The organism is Zoogloea sp. 1C4 (assembly GCF_009469605.1).
Lineage (GTDB): Bacteria > Pseudomonadota > Gammaproteobacteria > Burkholderiales > Rhodocyclaceae > Zoogloea > Zoogloea oryzae.
In genome coordinates, this window is sequence record NZ_SSXU01000005.1 from 177,734 (window position 1) to 196,375 (window position 18,642).

The following is an 18,642-nucleotide window of genomic DNA, read 5'->3' on the forward strand; positions in this document are numbered from 1 at the left end:
TGGTGGCTGACGTCCGCACTCCGCTGCTCTATCTGGTCCATCGCATCCCTTACCCGCCCAACAAGGGCGACAAGGTCCGTTCCTTCAACATCCTGCGCCAGCTGGCCAAGCGACACCGGATCTTCCTCGGCACCTTCGTCGATCATCCGGACGACGTTCAGTACATCGACAAGCTGTCCGAGTGGTGCGAGGAAAGCCGGGTCATCCGGCTCGATCCGCGCACCGCCAAGATCGCCAGTCTGCGCGGCCTCGTCACCGGCGAAGCCCTCAGCGTGCCGTACTACCGCAACGCCGAACTCGCCGCCTGGGTGAAGCAGGTGGTGGCCCGCGAAGGCATCCACGAAGCCGTCGCGTTCTCGGGCCCGATGGCCCAGTACCTCGACGCGCCGGGCCTGTCCCACCGGGTGATCGACTTCTGCGATCTCGATTCCGCCAAATGGACCCAATACGCCGGCGACCACCGCTGGCCGATGTCCTGGCTTTATCGCCGCGAAGGGCGCCAGCTGCTGGCCTTCGAGCGCGATGCAGCCGCCAAGGCCGAAGCCAGCGTGTTCGTAACCGAAGCCGAAGCCGACCTGTTCCGCAAGGCCGCGCCCGAACTCGTCGGGCGGGTCAGCGCGATGCAGAACGGGGTCGATTCCGACTACTTCTCGCCCGCCAACGGTGGCGCCAGCCCCTATCCGGCCGGCGGCCCGGTGATCGTCTTCACTGGTGCCATGGATTACTGGCCCAACGTGGATGCGGTCGTGTGGTTTGCTACCGAGCTACTGCCCAAGGTGCGCGCGCAGGTGCCTGACGCCCGCTTCTGGATCGTCGGCATGAACCCCGCGCCCGCTGTCCAGGCGCTGGCGGGGGAGGGCGTCGTCGTCACCGGCACGGTGCCCGACGTGCGCCCGTATCTCGCCCATTCTGATGTGATCGTCGCGCCCCTGCGCATTGCCCGTGGCATCCAGAACAAGGTGCTCGAAGCGATGGCCATGGCGCGTCCGGTCGTGATTTCCTCGGCACCGGCCACCGGACTCGAGGCCCGCTCGGGGCATGACTGTGAGATTGCCCACAGTGGCGAGGAATTCGTTTCGCGTACTGTCACATTACTTGCTGATGTAACATTGCGCCGCACCATGGGCCTGGCTGCCCGGGAGGCGGTCCTGCGTTCCTACAGCTGGTCGGCCCACCTGGCGGCGCTCGAGAAGCTGCTGGGTGCATCCACCCATTGTTCTGACGTTGCGCATGGTGCGCAATGACTGTTTGGATTTCATGAACGATCCCCGTCCCCTGGTGATTCACGTGGTCTACAGCTTCGACGTTGGCGGGCTGGAGAACGGGATCGTTAACCTCATCAACCGGATGCCGCCCGAGCGCTTCCGGCACATGATCGTCGCGCTCACCCGCTGCGTGCCGAGCTTCTGCGAACGTATCAAGCGCAGCGACGTGACCTTCATGTCCATCGAAAAAGGCGAGGGCCACGGGATCAAGCTGTACCCCACGCTGTACCGGCTGTTCCGCGAGCATCGCCCGGCCATTGTCCATACCCGCAACCTCGCTGCCCTCGAGATGGTGGTGCCGGCGTGGGCGGCCGGGGTGCCGGTGCGCATCCACGGCGAACACGGCTGGGATGCGTCGGATCTCGAAGGCGTCAGCCGCAAGTTCCAGTTGCTCCGCAAGGCCTATTCGCCCTTCGTGTCGGGTTACGTGGCGCTGTCGAAGCGGATCGAGTCCTACCTCACTGACAAGGTGTGCGTGCGCGCCGATCGCGTCCGGCGCATCTGCAACGGCGTCGATACCGATCGCTTCGTGCCCGTCGCCGCCCGTGGCGAGATTCCGGGCTCGCCGTTCAACGACCCTGGCCTGGTGGTTTTTGGGGCGGTGGGGCGCCTGCAGGCCGTCAAGGATCACGCCAATCTGATCCGCGCCTTTGGGCTGCTGGTGCGTGGCAATCCGGATGCCGCCCGTCGTGCGCGGCTGATGATCGTGGGTGGCGGCCCGCTGCAGGCCGAGCTCGCCGAGCTGCTCAAGTCCGAGCAGCTCGAACAGCATGTCTGGATGGCCGGCGAGCAGTCCAACATTCCGCTCATGAACAGCGGCATGAGCGTCTTCGTGCTGCCTTCGCTGGCCGAGGGCATCTCCAACACCCTGCTCGAGGCGATGGCCTCCGGCCTGCCGGTGGTTGCAACCCGGGTGGGCGGCAACGCCGAGCTGGTCGTTGATGGCGAAACCGGCCTGCTGGTGCCGTCCGCCGATCCCGCCGCGCTGGCCGGCGCGATGGCGGCGCTGCTCGCCGATCCGGCCCGCGCTGCGGCCTTTGGCGCGGCGGGCAGGGCGCGGGTGTGCGCCCAGTTCAGTCTTGATGCAATGGTTGGCAGCTATCTTTCGCTTTACGAAACGCGCCTCTGCGCGGCCCAGCCCGGTTACGCGGCTGCCATCCAATCCAGAAACGCCCTTCACTGAAAGAAAACAGATTCCATGTGCGGCATTGCTGGCCTTTTTGATACCCGCGGCAGTCGTGACTTCGATCGCGACCTGATGAAGCGGATGAACGACATCCAGTTCCATCGTGGGCCGGATGAGGGTGATCTTCACTTCGAGCCCGGCGTGGCCCTGGGCCATCGCCGCCTGTCGATCATCGATCTCTCCACCGGGCAGCAGCCGCTGTTCAACGAAGACGGCACCGTGGCCGTGGTGTTCAACGGCGAGATCTACAACTTCCAGGAACTCGTGCCCGAGCTCGAAGCCCTCGGCCACCGTTTCCACACCCGCAGCGACACCGAAGTCATCGTCCACGCCTGGGAATCCTGGGGTGAGGAGTGCGTTCAGCGTTTCCGCGGGATGTTCGCCTTCGCCCTGTGGGATCGCAACAAGCAGACCTTCTTCATCGCCCGCGACCGCCTGGGCGTGAAGCCGTTCTACTACGCGATCCTTGACGACGGCACGCTGGTCTTCGGTTCCGAACTCAAGGTGCTGATGCAGCACCCGGGCCTCGACCGCCGCATCGACCCCCACGCGGTCGAAGAATATTTCGCCCTTGGCTACGTGGCCGAGCCGCGCACCATCTTCAAGGGCGCGAAGAAGCTCCAGCCGGGCGAGAGCCTGTGCATCCGCCGCGGCCAGCCGATCCCGGCGCCCAAGCTCTACTGGGACGTGCGCTTCACGCTGGACAACCCGTTGTCCCTCGAAGATGCCACCGCCGAGCTCACCGAACGCCTGCGCGAATCCGTCCGCCTGCGCATGATCTCCGACGTACCGCTGGGCGCCTTCCTGTCCGGTGGCGTGGATTCCAGCGCCGTGGTGGCGACCATGGCCGGCCTGTCGTCCGATCCGGTCAACACCTGCTCGATCGCCTTCGACGATCCGGCCTTCAACGAATCCGAGTTCGCCAAGATGGTGGCCGACCGCTACCAGACCCGGCACTACGTCGAGACCGTCAAGTCCGACGACTTCGACCTCATCGACACCCTGGCGGCGCTCTACGACGAGCCCTACGCCGACAGCTCGGCGATCCCGACCTATCGGGTCTGTCAGCTCGCCCGCAAGCACGTCACCGTGGCCTTGTCGGGCGATGGCGGCGACGAGAGCATGGGCGGCTATCGCCGCTACCGCATGCATCTGATGGAAGAAAAGATGCGCGGCTCGATGCCCGCCGGCATCCGCCGTCCGGTGTTCGGGCTGCTCGGCCGGATGTATCCCAAGGCCGACTGGGCGCCGCGGATGTTCCGCGCCAAGACCACCTTCCAGGCCCTGGCCCGGGATTCGGTGCAGGCGTATTTCCACTCCGTGTCGATCCTGCGCGACGACATGCGGCGCAGCCTGTTCTCCAGCAAGTTCCGCGCGGAGCTCTCCGGCTACAACGCGCTTGAGGTCTTCCGCCGTCACGGCAACGCCGCGCAGACAGACGACCCGCTGGCCCTCATCCAGTACCTCGACACCAAGACCTACCTCGTGGGCGACATCAACACCAAGGTCGACCGCGCCAGCATGGCCCACTCCCTCGAAGTGCGCGAGCCGCTGATGGACCACAAGCTGGTCGAATGGCTGGCCACGCTGCCGTCCGGCCTCAAGATCAAGGGCCAGGAAGGCAAGTACGTCTTCAAGAAGGCGATGGAGCCGATGCTGCCCCGCGACGTCCTGTATCGCCCCAAGATGGGCTTTGCGGTGCCGCTGGCCCGCTGGTTCCGCGGCCCGCTCAAGGAGCGCGTGCGCGAGGCCATCCTGGGTTCCACGCTCGCCGAAACCGGCATCTTCAACCGCGAATATCTCGAGCATCTGGTCGATGCCCACCAGTCCGGCGCCCGCGACTACAGCGCGCCCCTGTGGACCACCATGATGTTCGAAGCCTTCCTGCGTAACAGCCAAGCCGCGGCCCCGAAACCCGCCGTGGCCGTGATGAGTCAGTAAATGCGCGTCCTCCACGTTCTCGATCACTCGATCCCGCTGCACAGCGGCTACACCTTCCGCACCGCGGCCATCCTGCGCGAACAGCGCGCCCTGGGCTGGGAGACCTTCCACGTCACCTCGCCCAAGCAGGGCAAGACCGCCGCGGCCATGGAAGACGTGGACGGCCTGCGCTTCTACCGTTCCGAGGTGCCGCCCGCTGGCCCGGCCGGGATCAACGAATGGCGCCTGATCCGCGCCACCGAAGCCCGCCTCGAACAGCTCGCCCGCGAACTGCGTCCGGATGTCATCCACGCCCACTCGCCGGTGCTCAACGCCATCCCGGCGATCCGCGTCGGCCGTCGGCTGGGGATTCCCGTCGTCTATGAAATCCGCGCCTTCTGGGAAGACGCCGCGGTGGACCACGGCACCACCTCCGAAGGCAGCCTGCGCTACCGTGCCACCCGCGCCCTCGAAACCTGGGCCATCAAGCGCGTCGATCACGTGTTCACCATCTGCGAAGGCCTGCGCCGCGACATCGTCGCCCGGGGCGTTCCCGAAACCAAGGTGACGGTCATCCCCAACGCCGTGGACGTGGAAGGTTTCCAGCTTTCCGGCGCCGCGGACGAAACCCTCAAGGCCAAGCTGGGCCTGCAGGGCAAGACGGTGCTGGGCTTCGTGGGTTCGTTCTACGCCTACGAAGGCCTCGATCTGCTCCTTGACGCCTTCGCCGCGATGCACGCTGGCCAGCCGGATCTGCGCGTGCTGCTGGTTGGCGGTGGCCCCCAGGACGCCAACCTCAAGGCCCAGGCCCAGCGCCTCGGCATCGCCGACAAGGTGGTGTTCACCGGCCGCGTGCCCCATTCCGAAGTCAGCCGTTACTACGACCTGATCGACCTGCTGGCCTATCCGCGCCACTCGATGCGCCTGACCGAGCTGGTCACGCCGCTCAAGCCGCTGGAGGCGATGGCCCAGGGCCGCATCTTCGTGGCCTCGGATGTGGGCGGCCACAAGGAACTCATCCGCGACGGGGAGACCGGTCGCCTGTTCGCCGCCGGCCAGGTGCCCGCGTTGGTCGCCACCCTCAACGACATGCTGGCCCACCGCGACCGCTGGGCTGCCATGCGCACCGCCGGCCGCCACTTCGTCGAAGACGTGCGCAACTGGAAGAACAGCGTCGCCAACTACAAGGCGGTGTACGGTCGGCTCGCGCCGAGATCGGCGGCATGAAATTCGCTGATCTGAAGATTGCGCTGGTTGGTCCGCTGCCGCCGCCTGCCGGTGGCATGGCCAACCAGACCCGGCAGCTCGGGGAGCTGCTGCGCGGGGAGGGCGCCGAAGTCGAGGTGGTGCAGGTGAATGCTCCGTACCGCCCGGCCTGGGCCGAAAAGCTCAAGGGCGTCCGCGCGCTGTTCCGGTTGGTGCCGTATCTGCTGCACCTGTGGCGCGCCGCCGGCAAGGCGGATCTGCTCCACGTGATGGCCAACTCCGGCTGGTCGTGGCATCTGTTTGCCGCGCCGGCGATCTGGATCGGCAGCCTGCGCGGCAAGCCGGTGGTGGTCAATTATCGGGGTGGCGAGGCCGAACCTTTCCTCAATCGTTCTGCCGACTCCGTACGCGCGAGCATGCGGCGTGCGGCGATGCTGGTGCTGCCGTCCGGCTTCCTGAAAGAGGTCTTCGACCGCTTCGGGATGGAGGGGCGGATCGTCTCCAACATCATCGATCTGGCGCGTTTCCGCCCGGCGGACGCGACCCGCACGCCGGCGGCCCACATCGTGGTGGCCCGCAACCTGGAGCCCATCTACGGCATCGACACCGCGCTGAAGGCCTTCGCGCGGGTGGCCAAGGCGCGCCGCGACGCCCGCCTGTCGGTGGCCGGCACCGGCCCCCAGGCCGCCGAGCTGCAGGCCCTGGCCGCCAGCCTCGGGATTGCCGACAAGGTCGTCTTTACCGGCCGCCTCGACCGCGACCAGATGGCCGCGCTGTACCGGGATTCCGATCTGACCTTCAACCCGAGCCGGGTGGACAACATGCCCAACTCGGTGCTCGAAGCGCTGGCGAGTGGTGTGCCGGTGGTCACCACCAACGTGGGCGGGATTCCGTTCATCGTCGAGCACGAAGTCACCGCGCTGCTGGTGCCTGCCGACGACCCGCAGGCGATGGCCGATGCCGCGCTGCGCTTCCTCAACGATGCGGCCCTGGCGGCGCGAATCCGCGCCGCGGGCCAGGACGACGTCCGGCGCTACGCCTGGTCGGCCGTCAAGAATGAACTGCTTGCCGCGTACGCCGACGCCTGCCGTGCCTCGGGCGCGGCCCGCCGGACGTAGGAGCCCACATGTCTGACCTGTACACCCGCTTCGTCGCCAACGTCCTCTTTCCCGTCCAGGAACGCCTGAAGCACCACGACACCGTGGCGATCCGCCAGGAAATGGAAGACGTCCAGTGGTGGCCCCGGGAGCGCATCCTCGAAAAACAGGCCCAGCGCCTGAAGGCTTTTCTGGCCGACATCGGCGCCCACACGCCGTACTACCGCGAACTCTTCGCCCGCACCGGTTTCGATCCGAACAAGGTGACCGGCCCGGCCGACCTGCAGAAGCTGCCCTTTCTCACCAAGGCGGTGATCAAGCAGAACAGCGACGGCCTGCGCGCCGACGACGCCAAGGGCCTGGCGCGCTTCAATACCGGCGGATCGAGCGGCGAGCCGCTGATCTTCTTCATCGGCACCGAGCGCGTCACCCACGATGTGGCCGCCAAGTGGCGCGCCACCCGCTGGTGGGACGTGGACATCGGCGATCCGGAGATCGTCATCTGGGGTTCGCCCATCGAACTGGGGACCCAGGACCGCGTGCGCCTGATCCGCGACAAGCTGATGCGCACCGAGCTGCTGCCGGCCTTCGAGATGTCCGACGCCAAGGTCGAGGGTTTCATCGCCCGCATCCGCGAGATGCGCCCGAAGATGCTCTTCGGCTATCCGTCGGCCATCAGCCACATCGCCGCCCACGCCGAGAAGAAGGGCATCCGTCTGGACGATCTGGGCATCAAGGTGGTGTTCGTCACGTCGGAGCGACTCTACGACCACCAGCGCGAAGTCATCAGCCGGCTGTTCAAGGCGCCGGTCGCCAACGGCTACGGCGGCCGCGACGCGGGCTTCATCGCCCACGCCTGCCCGTCGGGCTCGATGCACATCACCGCCGAGGACATCGTCGTCGAGATCATCGACAGCGATGGCAATGTGCTGCCCCCGGGGCAGTCGGGCGAGATCGTCGTGACACACCTCGCAACAAGAGATTACCCATTCGTGCGCTACCGCACGGGCGATGTCGGTGTCCTGAGCGATCATGCCTGTCCATGTGGTCGGGGACTGCCCATTCTGAGCGAGATCCAGGGGCGCAGCACCGATTTCGTGATCGCTGCCGACGGAACCGTGATGCACGGCCTGTCGCTGATCTATGTGCTCCGGGATATTCCCGGGGTGGCATCGTTCAAGATCGTCCAGGAAACCAAGGCCCTGACGACGGTCTTCGTGATTCCCGGCGCGGCTTTCGAACCCGGCGACGTGGGGCGCATCGAGAGCGGCCTGAAGCGTCGCCTGGGAGAGTCGGTCGCCATCGACGTCAAGCTGGTGGACGAGATTCCGGCCGAGAAGTCCGGCAAGTTCCGCTACGTGATCAGCCGCGTCGCGGCCTGACAGGGTTTGGGTGGTTGACGGTCTTGCTGACCGATTGGGGCAAATGCAGTGCGTGACATACTGGTCTTATTACTCTTCTCGTACGGCGCCCTGAGGGCACTGAAGTCGCCGTACAACGGCGCGCTGCTGTGGGTGTGGATCGGCCTGATGAACCCCCACCGGCTGGGCTGGGGTTTTGCCTACACCATGCCGCTGGCGATGATCTCGGCCGTGCTGATCGTCATCGCGATGGCCGCCCATCCCAAGCATGTGAGCGCCCCGACGGCGCCACCCGTGACCGTGCTGGCGATCTTCGTGGCGTGGATGGGCATCACCACGCTCACCGCGATCCACCAGCCCGAGAGCCTCTCGATCTACCTCGACGTCATCAAGGTGCTGATGATGGTGCTGGTGGTGGCCTCGACCATGCAGACGCGGGAACAGATTACCGGCTTCGTGGGCGTCACCGCGATGTCGATTGCCTACTTCGGGGCGAAGGGCGGCCTGTTCACCCTGATGACCGGTGGTTCGTTCCGGGTGTGGGGGCCGCCGCAGAGCGTGGTGGAGGGCAACAATGAGCTCGCCGTCGCCCTCGTGATCACCATTCCGCTGCTGTATTTCCTGTCCCTGCAGGTGGAAAAAGTCGTGACGCTGCCGGTGCTGCGGCCCATCGGCAAGACCTGGGTGCGGCGCGGCATTTACGTCACCATGTTCCTGTGCGCGGTGGCGGCCATCGGCAGCCACTCCCGGGGCGCGCTGCTGTCGATCGCGGCGATGTTCTCGGTGTTCTGGTGGCGCAGCAAGTCGAAGCTCTCGATCGGCCTCGTGCTCCTGATCCTCTCTCCGGCGATGGTCTACTTCATGCCTGAAGAGTGGACCTCGCGGATGGAGACCATCAAGACCTACGATCAGGATGAATCCGCGCTGGGGCGTCTCAACGCCTGGATGATGGCGATCAACATCGCCAACAGCCGCGTGCTCGGCGCGGGCTTCCTCACCAACACGCCGATCATCTACCAGATGTACGCACCCAACTCGAACTTCATCCTGGTGGCGCACAGTATCTACTTCCAGGTGCTGGGCCAGCACGGTTACATCGGGCTGATCCTCTACCTGCTGTTCTGGGGGCTGACCTACCGGACCGCCGGGCGCCTGATGAAGTATGCGGTGGATCGCCCGGATTTCGAATGGGCCGGCCAGCTCGGTTCGATGGTCAAGGTGAGCCTGATCGGCTTTGCGGTGGGCGGCGCCTTCCTGAGCCTGGCCTATTGGGACATGCCGTTCTATTTCATGGCGATGGTCGTGATGACCGAAAAGTGGATCAAGAAACGACTGGCCGAGGAGTCGGCCACTGCAGGCGCGACGCCCGCCGGACAGTCCCCGGCGCAGGCCGGAGTCGGCCGCCTGCAGGCAACTTCCAGCTGACGAGACACATTGATGACTTCTCTTGACCATAAATCGACTGCCATGCCTGATCAGCTGATCGACAGCAAGGTGCTTTCCGGCACCCGGCGGGGTAGCGGCCTCCTTGGGCTGGTCGTCGTGCTCATCGCCTGGGGCGCGATCCTCTTCAGCTTCCGCACCCAGGTGCGGATGGTGCTCGACGCCTGGGACACGCTGCCCAGCCACGAGCACGGCTACGTGGTGCTGGTGGTGGTGGCCTACCTGCTGTGGAGCAAGCTGCCGGTGCTGCGCGGAGAATACTGCTGTCCGTCCTGGAAGGGCTTTGCGGCGCTCGTCCTGACCGGCTTCCTCGCCATGCTGGGCGAGCTGGTGTCTGTGGCGGCGGTGGTGCAGTTCGCCATCGTGCTGATGATGATCAGCGCAGTCTGGGCGGTGACGGGCGACGAGATCTTCCGCCGCGTGCTCGGCCCGCTGTTCTTCCTGCTGTTTGCGGTGCCCTTCGGCCAGGAGATCCTGCCGGTGCTGATGAACTGGACGGCCGACGCCACCGTCGTGGCCCTGCGTCACAGCGGCGTGCCGGTCTATCAGGAAGGCCGCAACTTCGTCATTCCGAGCGGCCAGTGGTCGGTGGTGGAAGCCTGTGGCGGTATCCGCTACCTGCTCACCTCGGTGTTCATCGGCGCGGTCTTCGCGTATCTCACCTACACCCAGTGGCGCAAGCGCATCCTGTTCATGCTTTGGGCCATCGTGATGCCGCTGATCGCCAACTGGATCCGCGCCTACGTCATCGTGATGGTGGCCCACAAGACCGCCAACGAGTGGGGCCTCGGCCTGAGCCACATTGCCTTGGGCTGGGTGATCTTCGGCGTCTCGATCTTCGCGAGCTTCGCCATCGGGGCCCGCTGGCGCGACCCGGTGCCCGAGCACGCCCCGTCGAGCCATGGCGTCCAGGCGCCAATGCCGGTCCTGATGGGCGCGACCCTGCTTGCCGCGGCGATTCCCTTCGGCTGGCATATGGTCGTGCAGGTCCTCCAGGCGCCGGATTCGTCCGACACGCCGTCGTTGCGGCTTGAATCCCTGGCAAGCCTGCCCCAGGGCGAGTCGGCCGACGACGCGATTCGCCCCCATTTCCCGGGTGCGCGGGTGGTCCATCAGGCGACCTACACGTATCAGGGCCAGCCGGTCGACGTTTTTGTCGCCTATTATCGTAATCAGACGCAGGGCACCGAGCTGATCAACATCCAGAATCAGCTCGAACCCACCAAGAAATGGGGCTGGTCGATCTCCACCCAGCCGCCCAACGACAGCCCGAACGTGCCGAATGTGCGGCTCGAAGGCTTCGTGAAGAAAGGCGTCCATGCTGCCGTCTATCATTTCTACTGGGTGAATGGCATGACCACCACCAGCGATTTCACCAGCAAGATCCTCGAAGCCCTGTCGCGGCTCCGTGGCCGGGGCGACGATGCTGCTGCGGTGGCGATCACCGCCTACAGCCCCGACAGCGTCGAGGCTGCCCGTGTCAGGACGGCGGCCTTCGCGAACGAGCACATTGCCGGGATCCTGGCCGATCTCGAACGCACCGCGACCGCCGACCGGAAATAAGGACGCATGACCCGAAACGCGTCGGTTGGCGCATGCCTCATCGTTGCCAGCATCTTCACGCCGATCCAGGGAGGGTCTGCGACCGTCTATTCGAACCTGTGCCGTTACGCCCCTAAGGGGCGGATGGTCGCCCTGGCGACCCGGCGCGACTACAACGACGGTGCCGAGATCGCGGGCTGGCGCGCCCATGACCAGAACTGCGGCTTTCCCGTGTACCGGCTGGATCTGCTCCGGCCGCGGATCAGCCGGCCGGCCCACAAGCTGATCGCTGCCTGGCGCTTCCTCACCATCGACGTTCCGCTGCGGCTCCGGGTCATCTGGACGGTCTGGAAGCTCATCCGCCGGCATGGCATCGAGGTCATCTGCATCGGCGAACTGGCTTCCACCGCCTGGCTGGGCGAGTTCTTCCAGCGGGTCTTCGGCAAGCGCATGGTGATCTACGTGCATGGCGAGGAAATCACCACCCGCTTCGACGCCGGTTCCTTCGGCGCCAGCAGGGCAACCCACCTGCGCGCCGCCGATGCGGTGGTCGCGGTGAGCCGCTTCACCCAGCGGGTGCTGGTGGATGAGATGGGGATTGCCCCGGATCGCGTGTGCCTCATCGAAAACGGCGTCGATACGAAACGATTCTCGCCCGGCCCGGACGACCCCGCGTTCCGCGCGCGCTTCGGGCTCGCGGGCAAGCGGATCGTGGTGGCCGTTGGCCGGCTGATCGCCCGCAAGGGTTTCGACCAGACCATCCGTGCCTGGCCCCAGGTCTTCGCCGCCCACCCCGACTGCCATCTGCTGATCATCGGCGACGGCCCTCAGCGGGCTTCGCTGCAGGCGCTGGTCGACGAGTCCGGCGTGGCCCACAGCATCACCCTCGCGGGCGCCCTGAGCGACGCCGACCTGCTGTCTGCGTATCGCAGCGCGGTGCTGTTCGCGATGCCCAACCGCACGATGCCGGACGGCGACACCGAAGGCTTCGGGCTGACCTTCCTCGAAGCCAACGCCTGCGGCCGGGCTGTTGTAGGCGGCCGCGCGGGCGGGGCGGTCGAGGCCGTTCAGGATGGCGTCAGCGGGCTGCTGGTGAATGGCGAGCGGGTCGATGAGATCGCCGACGCGATCCTGCGGGTGCTTGGTGACGACGCCTTCCGGGCCCGCCTCGAAGCTGGCGCCCTGGCCCATGCTCAGGCCCACAGCTGGGAGCACAGCGTCCAGATCTTCCAGAATCTCTGCGAGCGCCTGCAGAACAAGGGAGGCAAGCATGGCTGAACCCCGCACGCTGCTGGTCATCGCCGGCGAGTTTCCGCCCCTCAAGACCATCGGCCGGATCCGCACCGTCAAGTTCGTCGAGCACCTGCGCCGCTTTGGCTGGCGCTGCATTGTGGTGACGCTGCAGCCCTCGGGCCGTGAGGGCAACTACGACGAGGCGCTGATGGCTGAGATCGTCGATGGCGACGAGATCATCCGACTGCCGCTGCGCAATCTCGAGGTCGAGATCGCCGATACGGTCAAGCGCCTGCTGGGCCGCAAGCCCGCCGCGCCAGCGCCTGTTGCTGCGGCACCAGCGACAAAGCCGGCGCCTGCTGCAACCCGGGCGCCTGTGGCGCAGTCGGGCGGCGGGCTGATGGACAAGGCCCACGGCATGATCCGCTGGGTGCTGCGCACCCTCGTGAACGTACCCGACGACTTCCGCCCCTGGGCGCAGGATGCCCTCAAGGTGTGCCGCGCGCTGTGCGCCGAACGCCAGATCGACGCCATCTACACCACGCTGCCGCCGTTCTCCAGTCTTCACGTCGGCCACGAGCTGCGCAAGGAAACCGGCCTGCCGTGGATCGCCGACTACCGCGACCTGTGGTACGGCGATGTGCTGCGCGAGTGGATGCCCGAGTGGCGCAAGAAGATGGAGTTCCGGATGGAGCGCCGGCTGCTGCGCCGGGCCGACGTGATCGTCACGGTCTCCGAGCCCAAGACGGCTTACATGCAGCGTCTGCATCCGCAGCTCAAGGCCCGCTGGGAGACGCTCACCAACGGCTACGACACCGAGCTCTACGGCAGTCGTCAGCGTACGCGGCCGTTCAACGGCGAGACGATCGAGTTCGTCTACACCGGCCGGTTGTTCAAGAACCGCAAGGGCTACGCCTTCGCCGAAGCCCTCGGGCGCATTCACCGTTCCGATCCGGCGCTGGCCGGGCGGGCGCGCGTGCGCATCATCGGCGGCGTCGAGCCGGAGATCCAGCGCCGTTACGACCAGATCATCGCCGAGTACGGCATCGGCCATCTCTATGACTTCGTCGGTGATGTGAGCTATGGCGAAGCGATGGACGCCCAGGTCAATTGCGACTACCTGCTGCTGATCGTCGATACCGGCGAGACCTCCGACGGGGTGATCCCGGGCAAGCTCTTCGAGTACGTCTCGGTGCGCCGCCCGATCTTCGCCCTGTGCGACCCGGGCGCGACCCAGCAGATCATCGACAAGGCCGGCCTCGGCAAGACGGTGCCGGCCGAATCGGTGGACGCCTGCGAGGCGATGCTGCGCGAGTGGCTCGCCCGACCGGTGCCCGAAACCGTCCAGGCCGACGACGCCTATCTCGCCCAGTTCGACCGCAAGGCCATCACCGAGCGCTTCGCCCGGGTGCTGGACGAAGTGGTCGCCGGACAGCCGGGGAGGGCAGGGCGATGAGCCTCGGCGCGCTCAAGCAGTGGGTCAAGGAAGCCGCGGCGAAGACCATCTGGGCTTATGGCCCGAAGGAGCTCGCTGCCCGTCTGCGGGAGATCGGCGTGACGCCCGGCTCGACGCTGGTTGTCCATTCGTCCTGGCTGCCGCTCAACGGTTTCAAGGGCAAGCCGGCGGATGTGGTGCGCACCTTCAAGGAAGCCGTGGGGCCTGAAGGGCTGCTGGTGATGATGTCGATGCCGTATCACAACATGAGCTCGGCCCAGTGGCTCGCCACCGGCAAGCCCATGAACGTCGCCCGCAGCCCGTCGATGATGGGTATCGTGTCGGAGGTCTTCCGGCGCAGCGCGGGCGTGGTGCGCAGCTTGAGCGTGACCCATCCACTCCTGGCCTGGGGCCGCGACGCCGAGGCCTTTGTGGCTGGCCACGAGGCGGCCGATAAGCCCTTCGGCGGCGAATCGCCCTTTGCGCGGCTGCTCGAACGCAACGCACTGATCCTCGGTTTCGACGCGCCGTTCTCCACCTTCACCTACACCCATTTCGTCGAGGACCAGCTTGCCGCGACGCTGCCTTTCCCGCTCTACGAGCCGGATCTGCACACCGGCGTGGTGATCGACCGGGCTGGCGAACGGCACACCTGCACGGTGCGGGTGCTCGCCGCCCAGGCCAACAAGCTGCGCCGTGAACCCCGGCTGGTGGCCCATCTCGACAAAGTCGGGGTGCTCCACCACGGCAAGGTCGGCAACACGCGCCTTACCTGGATCCGTGCGGCTGACCACAGCCGCGAATCGGCCCGCTTCGTGGCGGGCGGCGCCCATTTCTTCGACTTCCCCGAAACGGCAGGCGCACGGCCCTGAGCCGCCCATGACCGCATGAAGCCCGGAAACCAACGATGAGCCTCAGTGAAACTCTCCGCCAGAAGGGACTCGTGCTGCGCGACACCCTCGGCATCGGCATGACGACGCCCGTCGATAATCGCGTCCACCTGGATGCCGCCATCGCCTGGCTCAAGCTCGCTCAGGACGTGACGGGCAACGGGGGCGTCGCCCAGACCTTCCTGGTCCGCTCGCGCCGCTGGGCCCCGTCCTACCCCGAGACCACCGGCTACATCATCCCCACCTTGTACCGCTACGCGGCGCTGGCCGGCGACGACGACTGCCGCGTCCGGGCGCGCCGCATGGCCGACTGGGAGATCGACATCCAGCTGCCCGGCGGCGGCGTGCTCGCCGGCGCCCTGGGCGATTCGGACCAGCCCACGGTGTTCAACACCGGGCAGGTGATCTTCGGCTGGGTGCGCGCCTTCGAGGAAGAGCGCAACGAAGCCTATCGGGATGCCGCGGTGCGCGCGTCCGCGTGGCTGTGCGACATCATGGACGACGACGGCTGCTGGCGGCAGTTCGGCTCGCCGATGACCGGCAAGTCGGTCAATACCTACAACACCCGCTCGGCGTGGAGCCTCGCCCGCACCCATGAGATCACCGGCGAGCATCGCTTTCTCGACGCCGCGGTGCGCAACTGCGAATGGGCGCTGACCCAGGCGCGGTCCAACGGCTGGCTCGACACCAACTGCCTGCAGGACAACGCCCAGCCCTTCACCCACACCATCGCCTACGCCATGCGCGGCCTGCTCGAGATCGGCGATTACGCAGGCCGGGAGGATTTCATCCAGGCCGCCCGCCAGATCGGCGATGCGATGATCGCGGCCCTGCCGGCCGATGGCTTCATGCCGGGCCGTTTTGACCAGGACTGGCGCCCGACGGTGAAGTGGTCGTGCCTCACCGGCGACTGCCAGCTGGGCATCAACTGGGGGCGCCTGTTCCAGATCACCGGCGACACACGCTACCGCGACGCCACCACGCGGATCCTCGGTTTCGTGAAGCGCACCCAGCGTCTCGCCGGCGACGAGCGCGAGATGATCGGCGCCATCAAGGGCGCCCATCCCATCAACGGCGGTTACCACCCCTGGCAGCTGCCCAACTGGGCCACCAAGTTCTACGCCGATGCGCTGATGATGGATGCTGCGAATCGCGGCAGCGGGCGCTATGGGCTCAAGGGTCCGGCCGCGTGAAACCAGACGGAATGCTGTGAGAAAAGAACAATTGTTTGCACACCCGTGCACAGCTTCATCGTGGCGCACCAATGATTTGTGTGATGCTTCGCGCTCGAAGCTTAACCCCACCGACTCGATCAAATGCACAGCTCCAAGATGGCGCGCGCCGTCCATCCATTCACTTGTGTTGAAATCATTGATGCTTCAGTCGGATTCTCAGGGGCGAGGCTCGCGTCCGTAACCCATGGCTAATGTAAAGAAAGCGGTCTTTCTCTCCGTCGGAGAGAAAGCCATCGTGTTTGTCATTCAGTTCGTCTCGTCGGTTGTCCTGGCGCGACTGCTCTCCCCCGAAGAGATCGGCATCTTTTCCATCGGAAGCCTGATCCTCGCCATGTCCCACGCCCTGCGCGATCTGGGCATCACCAGCTACCTCATCCAGGAACGCGATCTCACCCCGGTGCGCCTCCAGACGGCGGCGACCATCGCCGTCATCATGAGCTGGACCCTCGGTTTGCTCACCTGGGTGGCGAGCGGCCCGGTGGCGGCGTTTTACCGGGAAGAGGGCATCGGGCTGGTGATGCATGTGCTGTCGATCAACTTCTTCCTGCTGCCCTTCGGGTCGGTGTCGATGGCGATCCTCAAGCGCAACCTCAACTTCGACAAGGTGGTGCGGATCAACCTGGCATCGGGCACGCTTCAGGCAACGGTGTCGATCGGGCTGTGCTCGATGGGGGTCGGCTTCATCGGCCTCGCCTGGGGCGCGGTGGCGAGCACCACGCTCACGGTGCTCATGACCGTGCTGATGACCAAGCGCGAAGTGCCGATGCGGATCGAGTTCTCCGAATGGCGCCACATCCTGCGCACCGGCGGCCGCTTCTGCGGATCGTCGCTGCTGTGGGAGTTCGGCCTGTCGGCGCCCGAAATGATCGTCGGCAAGGCAATGAGCATCGAAACCGCAGGTTATCTGGCACGTTCCCTGGGCGTCGTCGGGCTGGCCTTCCGCTCGATCATGGAAGGGCTGACGCCGGTGCTGATGCCGGCCTTCGCCCGCACCCACCGGGACGGCGAAAGCGTTGGCGATCAGTTCCTCAAGAGCATCTGCTACCTCAGTGCACTGGCCTTTCCGCTCTTCGCCTGCATGGCGCTGGCGATGGACTCCATCGTGCTGCTGCTCTATAGCGAGAAGTGGGCGCGGATCATCGAGCCGGCGCGCATCCTCTGCGTGGGTTCGGCGGCGCTGACGATCGCGGTGACCGGCGCGGCCGTGGTAAGCGGCACCGGCAAGTCGAAGTACACCCTGCGCTTCCAGCTGGTCGGGCAGCCGATCAAGGTGGTGCTGATCCTCATCGGCAGCATGTACAGCCTCGATCACGTAGCCGCGGGCATTGCGGTTGGCGATCTGCTGATTACCGCTTACACCCTGCTGGTGCTGCGCCGTCTGCTGGGTTTTGATCTCAGCCGCGTCGGCGAGGCCCTGGGGCCGTCACTGCTGGTGGCTCTGTGCGCGGCCACGTCGTGCCTCGCCTTCAAGCTGGCCTTTCCTCACGCGGCGCCGTTCTTCGGCGTAGTGGGCTGCATCATCGCTTCGTCCATCGGCTGGGTGATCGGGGTGGTGGTCACCCGTCACCCGGTGGGCGCGGAGGTAGGTGCGGTGGTGCGGCGGGTCGTGCGGCGCTGATGAAATAAAAAACCCCCGGCGAGGGGTTGCCGGGGGCCAAAAATGCCTTGCTTGCTCAAGGCACCCGCTCAGGGAGGTATAGCGGGAGACGGTTCGTCACCATCTGCGTGTTAGTCTTGGCAACCCGGACGAAAGTTCCGGGTTCAATTCGTTTCCAGATGTAAGCACCCCGAGATTGCCCATGAAGCCTGTTCATTCCGCCTTCCCGTCCACCCGCATGCGCCGCATGCGCCGCGATGATTTCTCCCGCCGCCTGATGCGCGAGCATCGGCTGTCTGCGGACGACCTGATCTACCCCGTCTTCGTCCTCGAGGGTGAGCAGATCAACCAGCCCGTGGCCTCCATGCCGGGCGTGAGCCGCGTTTCCCTCGACAACCTGCTGCGCGTCGCCGAAGAAGCCGTGGCGCTCGGCGTGCCGGCGCTGGCGCTGTTTCCGGTGGTCGAAGACGCCAAGAAATCCCTCGGCGCCGAAGAGGCCTACAACCCGGACGGCCTGGTGCCCCGTGTGGTGCAGGCCCTGAAGGCACGTTTCCCCGATCTGGGCATCATCACCGACGTGGCGCTCGACCCTTACACCAGCCACGGCCAGGACGGCCTGATCGACGACACCGGCTACGTGCTCAACGACGAGACGCTGGAAGTGCTCGCCAGACAGGCGCTGTGTCACGCCCAGGCCGGTGCCGACGTGGTGGCGCCTTCCGACATGATGGACGGCCGCGTCGCGCGCATCCGCGCCGAGCTCGATGCCGCCCGCCAGATCTACACCCGAATCCTGGCGTATTCGGCCAAGTACGCGTCGAGCTTCTACGGCCCGTTCCGTGACGCGGTGGGTTCGGCCGGCAATCTGGGCAAGGGCAACAAATACACCTACCAGATGGACCCGGCCAATTCCGACGAGGCCCTGCGTGAAGTCGCCCTCGACATCTCGGAAGGCGCCGACATGTTCATGGTGAAGCCCGGCATGCCTTATCTCGACATCGTCCGTCGGGTGAAATCCGAGCTGCAGGTGCCCACCTACGTCTATCAGGTGAGCGGAGAGTACGCGATGCTGAAGGCTGCCGCGGCCAACGGATGGCTCAACGAGAAGGCTTGCGCGCTGGAAGCCCTGGTGGCCTTCAAGCGCGCCGGTGCCGACGGCATCCTCACCTATTACGCGCTGGATGCCGCTCGCTGGCTGAAGGAAGACGCGTAAGCTGAGGCGAACGCTGCCG

At 66.0% G+C, this 18,642-nt stretch carries 14 protein-coding genes; all 14 read left to right on the top strand.

The genetic code is table 11. The features are described 5' to 3' along the window. Positions 1-2: 2 nt before the first annotated feature. Positions 3-1,244 carry a TIGR03087 family PEP-CTERM/XrtA system glycosyltransferase gene (locus tag GH681_RS08250; protein WP_153160984.1) on the top strand — a complete coding sequence of 414 codons (1,242 nt, stop codon included), beginning with the start codon at positions 3-5 and terminating at the stop codon, positions 1,242-1,244. A gap of 13 nt (positions 1,245-1,257) precedes the next feature. Continuing rightward, positions 1,258-2,448 carry a TIGR03088 family PEP-CTERM/XrtA system glycosyltransferase gene (locus tag GH681_RS08255; RefSeq protein ID WP_153160985.1) on the top strand — a complete coding sequence of 397 codons (1,191 nt, stop codon included), beginning with the start codon at positions 1,258-1,260 and terminating at the stop codon, positions 2,446-2,448. A 15-nt stretch (positions 2,449-2,463) separates the two neighbouring features. Then, a complete protein-coding gene (locus GH681_RS08260) occupies positions 2,464-4,392 on the top strand; it encodes an XrtA/PEP-CTERM system amidotransferase (RefSeq protein ID WP_153160986.1) in 1,929 nt (642 codons plus the stop codon). Continuing rightward, complete coding sequence (locus GH681_RS08265; RefSeq protein ID WP_153160987.1) at positions 4,393-5,598, top strand: TIGR04063 family PEP-CTERM/XrtA system glycosyltransferase; 1,206 nt, start codon at positions 4,393-4,395, stop codon at positions 5,596-5,598. Continuing rightward, on the top strand, positions 5,595-6,695 hold the full coding sequence (locus GH681_RS08270) for a glycosyltransferase family 4 protein (RefSeq protein ID WP_153160988.1): 1,101 nt from the start codon (positions 5,595-5,597) through the stop codon (positions 6,693-6,695). Before GH681_RS08265 ends, GH681_RS08270 begins: the two co-directional genes overlap by 4 nt. Before the next feature lie 8 nt (positions 6,696-6,703). Then, on the top strand, positions 6,704-8,056 hold the full coding sequence (locus GH681_RS08275) for a phenylacetate--CoA ligase family protein (protein ID WP_153160989.1): 1,353 nt from the start codon (positions 6,704-6,706) through the stop codon (positions 8,054-8,056). Between the two features lie 48 nt (positions 8,057-8,104). After that, a complete protein-coding gene (locus tag GH681_RS08280) occupies positions 8,105-9,460 on the top strand; it encodes a putative O-glycosylation ligase, exosortase A system-associated (RefSeq protein ID WP_194271178.1) in 1,356 nt (451 codons plus the stop codon). Between the two features lie 42 nt (positions 9,461-9,502). Continuing rightward, on the top strand, positions 9,503-11,041 hold the full coding sequence (gene xrtA, locus GH681_RS08285; protein WP_194271179.1) for an exosortase A: 1,539 nt from the start codon (positions 9,503-9,505) through the stop codon (positions 11,039-11,041). A 6-nt stretch (positions 11,042-11,047) separates the two neighbouring features. Then, on the top strand, positions 11,048-12,298 hold the full coding sequence (locus GH681_RS08290) for a glycosyltransferase family 4 protein (RefSeq protein WP_153160992.1): 1,251 nt from the start codon (positions 11,048-11,050) through the stop codon (positions 12,296-12,298). Then, complete coding sequence (locus GH681_RS08295) at positions 12,291-13,709, top strand: glycosyltransferase (protein WP_194271180.1); 1,419 nt, start codon at positions 12,291-12,293, stop codon at positions 13,707-13,709. Before GH681_RS08290 ends, GH681_RS08295 begins: the two co-directional genes overlap by 8 nt. Beyond that, entirely contained in the window at positions 13,706-14,560 is an 855-nt protein-coding gene (locus GH681_RS08300) for an AAC(3) family N-acetyltransferase (protein ID WP_153160994.1), read from the top strand. The genes GH681_RS08295 and GH681_RS08300 overlap by 4 nt, the downstream gene beginning before the upstream one ends. A gap of 35 nt (positions 14,561-14,595) precedes the next feature. Next, on the top strand, positions 14,596-15,771 hold the full coding sequence (locus GH681_RS08305; RefSeq protein ID WP_153160995.1) for a hypothetical protein: 1,176 nt from the start codon (positions 14,596-14,598) through the stop codon (positions 15,769-15,771). Between the two features lie 226 nt (positions 15,772-15,997). After that, positions 15,998-17,431 (top strand): lipopolysaccharide biosynthesis protein, encoded by a 1,434-nt coding sequence (locus GH681_RS08310; RefSeq protein WP_153160996.1) that lies wholly within the window; start codon positions 15,998-16,000, stop codon positions 17,429-17,431. A gap of 181 nt (positions 17,432-17,612) precedes the next feature. Further along, on the top strand, positions 17,613-18,623 hold the full coding sequence (gene hemB / locus GH681_RS08315) for a porphobilinogen synthase (protein ID WP_153160997.1): 1,011 nt from the start codon (positions 17,613-17,615) through the stop codon (positions 18,621-18,623). The last annotated feature ends 19 nt before the right edge of the window (positions 18,624-18,642 follow it).

Coding starts and splice junctions, on each gene's coding strand:
- GH681_RS08255 (WP_153160985.1), top strand. CDS start 1,258: ATGAACGATCCCCGTCCCCTGGTGATTCACGTGGTCTACAGCTTCGAC.
- GH681_RS08260 (WP_153160986.1), top strand. CDS start 2,464: ATGTGCGGCATTGCTGGCCTTTTTGATACCCGCGGCAGTCGTGACTTC.
- GH681_RS08265 (WP_153160987.1), top strand. CDS start 4,393: ATGCGCGTCCTCCACGTTCTCGATCACTCGATCCCGCTGCACAGCGGC.
- GH681_RS08270 (WP_153160988.1), top strand. CDS start 5,595: ATGAAATTCGCTGATCTGAAGATTGCGCTGGTTGGTCCGCTGCCGCCG.
- GH681_RS08275 (WP_153160989.1), top strand. CDS start 6,704: ATGTCTGACCTGTACACCCGCTTCGTCGCCAACGTCCTCTTTCCCGTC.
- xrtA (WP_194271179.1), top strand. CDS start 9,503: ATGCCTGATCAGCTGATCGACAGCAAGGTGCTTTCCGGCACCCGGCGG.
- GH681_RS08290 (WP_153160992.1), top strand. CDS start 11,048: ATGACCCGAAACGCGTCGGTTGGCGCATGCCTCATCGTTGCCAGCATC.
- GH681_RS08295 (WP_194271180.1), top strand. CDS start 12,291: ATGGCTGAACCCCGCACGCTGCTGGTCATCGCCGGCGAGTTTCCGCCC.
- GH681_RS08300 (WP_153160994.1), top strand. CDS start 13,706: ATGAGCCTCGGCGCGCTCAAGCAGTGGGTCAAGGAAGCCGCGGCGAAG.
- GH681_RS08305 (WP_153160995.1), top strand. CDS start 14,596: ATGAGCCTCAGTGAAACTCTCCGCCAGAAGGGACTCGTGCTGCGCGAC.
- GH681_RS08310 (WP_153160996.1), top strand. CDS start 15,998: ATGGCTAATGTAAAGAAAGCGGTCTTTCTCTCCGTCGGAGAGAAAGCC.
- hemB (WP_153160997.1), top strand. CDS start 17,613: ATGAAGCCTGTTCATTCCGCCTTCCCGTCCACCCGCATGCGCCGCATG.